Source organism: Methylobacterium sp. EM32 (genome assembly GCF_040593685.1).
Classification (GTDB): Bacteria; Pseudomonadota; Alphaproteobacteria; order Rhizobiales; family Beijerinckiaceae; genus Methylobacterium.
This window is the reverse complement of the sequence record NZ_JBEXZS010000023.1, coordinates 50,941-57,822: the sequence shown is the minus strand read 5'-3', so window position 1 is coordinate 57,822 and position 6,882 is coordinate 50,941. Positions and strand designations below refer to the sequence as shown.

Below are 6,882 nucleotides of genomic sequence, written 5' to 3'. Positions count from 1 at the left end.
GCGCGACCTTGAGGGCGGGGAGCGCCCCGAGGTCGACCGTGGCGGCGACCGGGGCGGAAGCCTCCGCGGCGGTGAGGTCGAGGCCGCCGGTCGCGCGGTCGACCCGCAGGGCCTCGCGCCAGGTGCCGCCGTCGGCCGAGACCCTCAGCCGGAGGTCGTCGTCGCCGGTGAGGCCGAGTTCGGCCCGGCCGGAGAAGCCGGACTGGAACAGCAGCGACAGGGTGTTGCCCGGCGCTTCCTTGTTGAGGGTATAGCGCAGGTCCCCGGTGCCGCCCTCGCCCACTGTCAGGGCGGTCCACAGCGCCTTGTTCAGCTTGGCGGCGAAGGGGTTCTGCGCGTCGGCCGTCGTGCCGATCCCGAGGCGGGCGAGGTTCTGGAGCGTCTCGAGGTCCGCCGCGGTGAGGGTCGGGAATCCGCCCGGCGTCGCGCCGTCATGCACGACGAGGCGGTTGTTGGTGCTATCGACCGCGATCTCGCCGGCGCGGCCGGTGAAGGTGCGCAAGAAGGCCCACGTCTCGCGCAGGAACTGCACCCGAATGCTCATGAGGAGGCGAGCCCGAGATCGATGAAGAAGGGGTATGGATCCGAGGCGAGGCCGAAATCGTCGGCCTGCGCCGCAATCTGCGAGGCGAGGCCGAGATCGACCGGGTTGCCGACCGCCAGCGTGGCCGCGACCGGACCGATCCGGCCCGAGCCGGCGGGCGTGTAGGGATAGGCCACGCAGGTCGCGAGGTCCTGCAGGCCGCCGCCGAACACGTTGAACGACTGCAGCTTCACGGTGACCGGCACCCCGATCCAGGCGTCCGGCAGGGGGTAGCGGAACACCGCCTCGTCGAGGCGGGCGAAGGCCGCTCCGACCGGGTGGGAAGCCGGCGCCGAGCCGGAGAGCCCCCGCATCAGGGTGGTGAGCGCGTAGGTGCCGGGCCCGGTGAGCGTCGCGCCGGCATAGGCGACGAGCTCGCGCTCCACCAGCGCCAGGGTGACGGCCGCTTGCGCGTCGGCGAGGCTGGCGCCGGCGAGCACGCCGCCCGAGCGGGAGAGATCGACCGCGAGCGTCGAGGCGGTGTCCGGGTTGACCGTCGAGGGCGCCGGCAGCGGCGCGGTCAGCACGCCGTGCCGGGCCGGCGCCGTGATGGTGCCGATCTCCGCGTAGCTGGCGCCGTCGCGCGAGATCCACACCACCGCGCCGCCCCAGTTCGGATCGGCGACCCCGCCGCTTCCGCCGGAGGCGGCGATCCACACCTCGGCCCGGCCGCCGGTGAGGTCCGGCGGCGGCTCGACGATCACCGGCGGGTTGACCGCCGCGGCGGCGACGTCGCGGTTGATGCTGCGGCCGGCGGATCCGGCGACCGGGTAGAGGGAAGCGGTCGCGACGCCGCCCGGGAACTCCTCCGCCACGATCGTCAGCAGGCCCGCCTCGTCCTCCTCGATCTCGCGGATGCGCACCGGCGTGCGGGCGAGCCCCAGGCCCGGATCGGTCAGGGTGACGATGTCCATCGGCTCGAGGAGGCAGTACTCCCAGGACAGCCGGAACGCGTAGGTGTTGCGGATGTAGAGCGCGCGCTGGAGCAGGAGCTGCGCCACGAGGCCGGCAACCGGCATCGCGCAGATCTCCCGGCCGGTGACGCTCGCGCCCGCCTTGAGGCCGAAGCGCTCGATCGCCGCCTGGTCGCGCGCCTCGACGGTGGTGGCGGCGTAGGCGTGGCCGCGGTCGGAGCACTCGATCCGCTGGAGGTTGGGGATGCTGTAGGGATCGCTGCGGGTGAGGCGGACCGGGTCCTCGTCCTCGGCGTGCAGGAAGTCGTCGTCGGTGAGGTCGTAGACTGGGGCGGTGGTCGGCTGGAAGGTTACCGTGCCGCCGGCCAGCGTGGTCCCGGTCACGGGCAGGTCGCCGTAGGGGATGACCTTGAGCAGGCCGCCCGACCAGACCGGGGCGCTGTTGGTGAGGAGAAGCCAGCGGGTCAGGATGCTGCTCGCCGTCTCCTGGTCGGCGAGGACCGGGCTCAGGGCGAGGCCGAGCGCCGCGCAATAGGTCTGGTAGGAGCCGTCGCCCGAGGCGCCCAGGATCGTGCGCGCATCGAGCGCCGCGGCCGGGAAGCCGGCGCCGTACTGGGCGTTGGTCAGGACATCGACCAGCATGGCGGCCGGGTCGGCGTCGTCGGCGCTCGACGGGCTGCCGACGAGCCGGCCTCGCACCTCGAAGGCGAGCTGCGGGATGCCCGCCGACGCGCCGAGGTCGAAATCGGTCGCCGCCGCGTAGGCGGTGCCCGGATAGGTTAGGGCCGCATCGGGATACCGGACGGCGGCCGGCGCCCAGGCGTCCTGCGGGGTGGTGCCGGGGATCAGGTTCAGGCCGTAGGCCGGAAAGGCGGCGCTGGCCTGCCCGTTCCAGATCGTGCCGATGCCCTGGATCGGCCCCTCGCCGACGCCGAGCATCAGCCAGGTCGAGTAGGTGTAGCCGGTGACCGTGGGCTTCTGGCCGCCGCCCTTGCCGCCGGCGGTCTTGCTGCGCTGGGCGTGGGTCTGGAAGCCGTCGTGCCAGATCAGGTTCGGGGCGGCGCGGTTGGTGCCGTAGATGATCGCCACGGGCAGCGCGCTCGAGGCGGTCTGGATCTGGAGGCCGGTATAGTCCGGCGTGACCGCCCGCCGCTTCCTGGTGCCGAACAGGCTCACGGCGCGCCCCACAGGCTGAAGAAGCGGGGCGCGCGGTAGGGCTGCGTCAGCAACCCGTTGCGGGCGAGAGGCTCCTCGATCACGGCTTGCGCGGGCGAGAAGGCGTGCACGAGGACGAGCGGGTCGATGCTGGTGACGATGCCGCCGTGGGAGTAGGTGCGGCCCTGGCGGAACATCGCGATGTCGCCGGGCTCGGGCGCCGCCACCTCGCGGGAGCGCCCGAACAGGAAGCCGAGGTAGCGCTCGTCGTCGCGGTGGAGGTGCCAGTCCTGCGGGTAGGGCCGCGGGTCGAAGGGCGGGACGAGGCCGGTCTCGACGAACACCCGCACCAGCAGCATGCCGCAATCGACGCCGACGCCGCGGAGGTCGGCGCCCGGGTGGTAGGGCGTGCCGATCCAGCGCCGCGCCTCCGCGACGACGCGGGCACGCGAGGCGGCCTCGTTGGGAATAGCGGTCATCCGAGGGCGGTCTCGGGAGTGGGCACGAACGGGAAGCCCCGGAACCGGGCCGCGTTGGCGAACTTCGCCCGGCAGGTCGCCAGGGTGTGGTCGCAGCCCTGGTAGGCCACGAAGGTGTCGCCCGGCGCCGGCGCGGTCAGGAGCGGGTAGGCCAGGGTCAGGCCCGCGGCATCGGCCGTCTTGATGGTGGCGGTGGCGCCGGCATTGGCCCCGCCCGTGACCGTGAGCGTGCCCTGCGCGTAGGTCGGCGAGGCGCCCGCCCATGGAATCCGCGTCGGGGTGGCGCCGGCGCCCACGGTGCCCGCGGCGCCGAACGCCTCCTTGGGCAGGCCGCAGCCGGAGTCGAACAGGACGTGATTGCAGGTCGGCTGCCAGACGTTGCGCGGCATGTCGACGTCGAGCAGCACGAGATCCGACGCGACCGTGATCCGGGCCGAGGTGCGCCCGACGGCGTCCACCGTCGAGACGCGGCCCTGGAACAGCAGAACCGCGCCGACCGGCGGCAGGGTCCAGTCGGTCAGGAAGGCGCGCTCCCGCCGGATCCGCGCCCCGTCGAGGGCGCCGTTGCGGATCGCCACCATCGCGGGCACGCCGCCGATCAGGTCGGTCGGGCGGGCCGAGAGCGTGACCTGCTGCTGATCGACCTCGAGGCCGACCGAGCAGCGGAACCGGAGGCCGTCGACCATCAGCGAATCGGCGAGGTAGACGAACCCGTTGAGCGGGACGGCCACGTCGGCGTTGGTGACCGCGATCGCCGTGCCCGAGCGCAGGGTGAGGGTGTAGCAGTCGGCGTAGAGCAGCGCGACGTCGCGCCGGGCCCGCAGGCCGGTCAGGAAGGCGACGAGCGCCGGGGACGCGGCCCTCACGGCGTGACGCTCCGGAAGCGCAGGCTCCTCACCTGCCACAGGCCCTGCATCAGGTGGTCGAAGTCCACGCCCTCGTCCACGAACCGGCACAGGAAGGCGTAGGCGAAGTCGGCGGCGATCACCGCGCCGGCGGCGGGCGCCGTCGCGAAGGTGAGGAGGTTCGGGGCGGTCAGGCTCCAGCCGCCGGCCTTCGCCGCGCCTGCCACCGTCACCCGGCTCACCGCGGTCACCCAGCCCACCGTCTCGGTGAGGCCGCCCAGGGTGCGCACGAACGGGAACGCCGTCGTCGCGCCGTCGCCGGCCGCCAGCGCCTGGCCGGTCACGGCGCCGTCGGTCGGGTCGGTGAACAGGAACGTCCCCCAGGTCCCGCGGCACTGGACGTAGAGGCCGAGCAGCGCCTGCAGGCTCGCCGCGCCGAGGCCGGGATGCGTAGCGTCCGGGGTCAGCCCCTCCACCGGCAGCGTGAACTCGTAGAGCGCGGCCGGGTAGAGCGCGCTGCGCACCTCCCGCCCCGAGGCGTGCGCCGCCACCCGGGTCGCCGTGATGGGCCGCTTGGTCACCGGCCAAGCGATGCCGGGCAGGCTCGGGAAGGTCGGGGGCATCAGGCCGGCACCGGACATCAGGCCAGCACGCTGACGAGCTTGAGCGAGCGCAGCTCCCACAGCCGCGCCATGAACTGCTCGGGCGCGATCACGTCCTCGGCGAAGCGGCAGAGCAGCGACGAGCCTAGGCCGAGAGAGGTCGGTACCGGGACGGTGAACGGCGTCGCCCGCCCGCGCATGCGGCCGAAGAAGCCGACGAGGGCCTGCAGGTCGGCGGCGACGTCCATGCGCAGCACGTCGAAGGTCATCTCGATCTCCCAGGTGGGCTGGCTGCGGCGGGTGGCGCGGCTCTCGCGGCCCGAGACGTGGCCGGCCACCGCGGTCGCGAAGACCGGCCGGTAGCGGGTCGACCACCCGCGGCCCGCCAGCGTCGGGAAGGCCGGATAGAGTCCGCCGGGCGAAGGCGGCGCGTCGGCGGCGGGCGGCGGCAGGGCCGGCCCCTTGCCGCCGAGCCAGTTGCCGACGCGCCAGTTCGCCGCGTCGCCCCAGACCGAGCCGAGGAGCGGGAAGGTCGGGAACGGCCGCGCGTCCCAGTTCCACGCCGCCATGAAGGCGGGCTCGACCATCTTGAGCCCGGCCGGCGAGGCGGCGTTCTTCCCGTCGACCACCCAGTACTCGTAGACCGCCTGCAGGCCGAGCGCCGCCAGGGTGTCGTCGCGCCGCGGCGCGAGCCGGTCGCCCTCGGCCGGGTCCCAGGCCGACCAGTACGGCGTGAAGCTCTCGGTGGATTTCGGGTCGTAGAAGACGTTGGGCTGGTTGGTGCAGCGGTCGCAGGTCGGGAAGCCGTACTCGGTGAAGGTGATCGACTTCGACTGCGGCACCCATTTCGTCGCGAGCCCGCGCGGCACCCAGCCCTGGCCGTCGCCGGTGTCGTAGACCGCCCGGTGGGGGTTGTTCCACCACCAGCGCAGCATCTTCGGTGCGAGGATCTGCTGGCCGGCGGCGTAGGGCGTGCGGGTCTGTGTGGCGCGGTCGCCGCGCGGGCGCGAGACGGTCAACCCCGAGCCGAGCGGGTCGAGGCCCGGGCCGAGGTTGCTGGAGTCGGCGTAGAACCAGGCGTATTTCTCGCCGCCCTCGATGTTGGCCTTCAGGTAGGCGAGCGAGGCCAGCATCGGCGGCCCGGACAGGCCGAGGCCGTTCATGGTCGCGGCGGTGGGCGGCCAGGTGGTCGGGGCCGGGGCGCTCCAGTTCGCCGCGTCGAGGCCGCCGGTGCCGGTGGTCCAGTCGGAGATCGGCAGGTAGTTGTCGATCGCCACGAGGTCGATGGCGGGCGCGGCGTAGAGCTGGTCGAGATGCGGCCACTGGCCGGCCTCGTCCGGATGCTGGTACCCGGTCCAGACCGACCAGTCGGCCGCGTAGGAGACCAGGTTCTTCAGGCCTGCCGTGTCCCGGGCGAGCCCGGCGGCGTCGAAGATCCCGCGCACGTCGGCAGCGAGCTGGGCGAGGCCGGCGACGAAGGGATAGTCCCATATGGCGTACCCGTCGCTGCCCGTGACGCCGGCCTTGGTCCAGCTCGGGCCGCGGATCGCCTCGAGGCCGCGCAGCTCCGAGCCGACGAGGAACAGGTCGACGCCGCCAGCCACCACGCAGAGATGGGCGTAGTGCAGGATCATGCGCCGGAAGGTGAAGTCCGTGGGTGGGCCCGCGTAGGCGACCGTGAGGTTGGTGGCGTCACGGGTGAACTGCCCGGGCGCAGCCGCGCCCAGGAAGGCGGAGACGGCGCTCGCCGCCGCGGCCGACTTGTGGGCCCCCGTCCAGCCGATGCGGCCCCGCCACGGGTAGCCGGGGCAGTCCATCAGCAGGAAGGGATAGAACACGACGCGCAGGCCGCGGGCCTTCAGGTCGCGGATGCAGCGCACCACCGCCTGGTCGGACGGCGTCCCGCCATAGGCGCTGCTGCTGCCGAGGGTCGAGATCGGGATCAGCCCGGGGGAGGCCTGCGTCAGCCCCGAGCAGCGCCACGGATCGGCCGTCCAGCTGCCGGACACGAGCGCCTGGAACTGGCCGCCGATGAAGGTGGTCGAGGGATAGATCCGGCATGCCGCAACGTCGGTGGAGGAGCCGAACCACGCCACGATCAGGTTGACCGTCTTGCACAGAGGGTACTGCGCCTGCAGCTGGTCGAGCGAGACGCTGTAGTCGGTCTTCGTGCTGCCTAAGGCCGCGTTGAGGTTGAGCGCGACGAAGGCGCTCTCGCCGGCATGCAGGCCGCGGTGGGGCACGGTGTCGTAGACCCACTCGCCGGAGGCCGGCAGCAGGTTCACCCCGAGGAACGTCGCCATC

General features: G+C 73.1%; 5 protein-coding genes and 1 pseudogene. All 6 read right to left on the bottom strand.

Going from position 1 to position 6,882, the window contains the following annotated elements; all coding sequences use genetic code 11:
* A pseudogene (locus tag ABZT49_RS04005) lies at window positions 1-544 on the bottom strand (hypothetical protein); the annotation flags it as partial.
* Entirely contained in the window at window positions 541-2,673 is a 2,133-nt protein-coding gene (locus tag ABZT49_RS04000) for a phage tail protein (RefSeq protein ID WP_355283340.1), read from the bottom strand. The gene ABZT49_RS04000 and the pseudogene ABZT49_RS04005, both read right to left, overlap by 4 nt.
* Complete coding sequence (locus tag ABZT49_RS03995; RefSeq protein WP_355283337.1) at window positions 2,670-3,131, bottom strand: hypothetical protein; 462 nt, start codon at window positions 3,129-3,131, stop codon at window positions 2,670-2,672. The genes ABZT49_RS04000 and ABZT49_RS03995 overlap by 4 nt, the downstream gene beginning before the upstream one ends.
* A complete protein-coding gene (locus ABZT49_RS03990) occupies window positions 3,128-3,997 on the bottom strand; it encodes a DUF2163 domain-containing protein (RefSeq protein WP_355283334.1) in 870 nt (289 codons plus the stop codon). The genes ABZT49_RS03995 and ABZT49_RS03990 overlap by 4 nt, the downstream gene beginning before the upstream one ends.
* Window positions 3,994-4,599 (bottom strand): DUF2460 domain-containing protein, encoded by a 606-nt coding sequence (locus tag ABZT49_RS03985; protein WP_355283331.1) that lies wholly within the window; start codon window positions 4,597-4,599, stop codon window positions 3,994-3,996. The genes ABZT49_RS03990 and ABZT49_RS03985 overlap by 4 nt, the downstream gene beginning before the upstream one ends.
* A 17-nt stretch (window positions 4,600-4,616) precedes the next feature.
* A complete protein-coding gene (locus tag ABZT49_RS03980) occupies window positions 4,617-6,881 on the bottom strand; it encodes a glycoside hydrolase TIM-barrel-like domain-containing protein (protein ID WP_355283329.1) in 2,265 nt (754 codons plus the stop codon).
* Window position 6,882 lies beyond the last annotated feature (1 nt).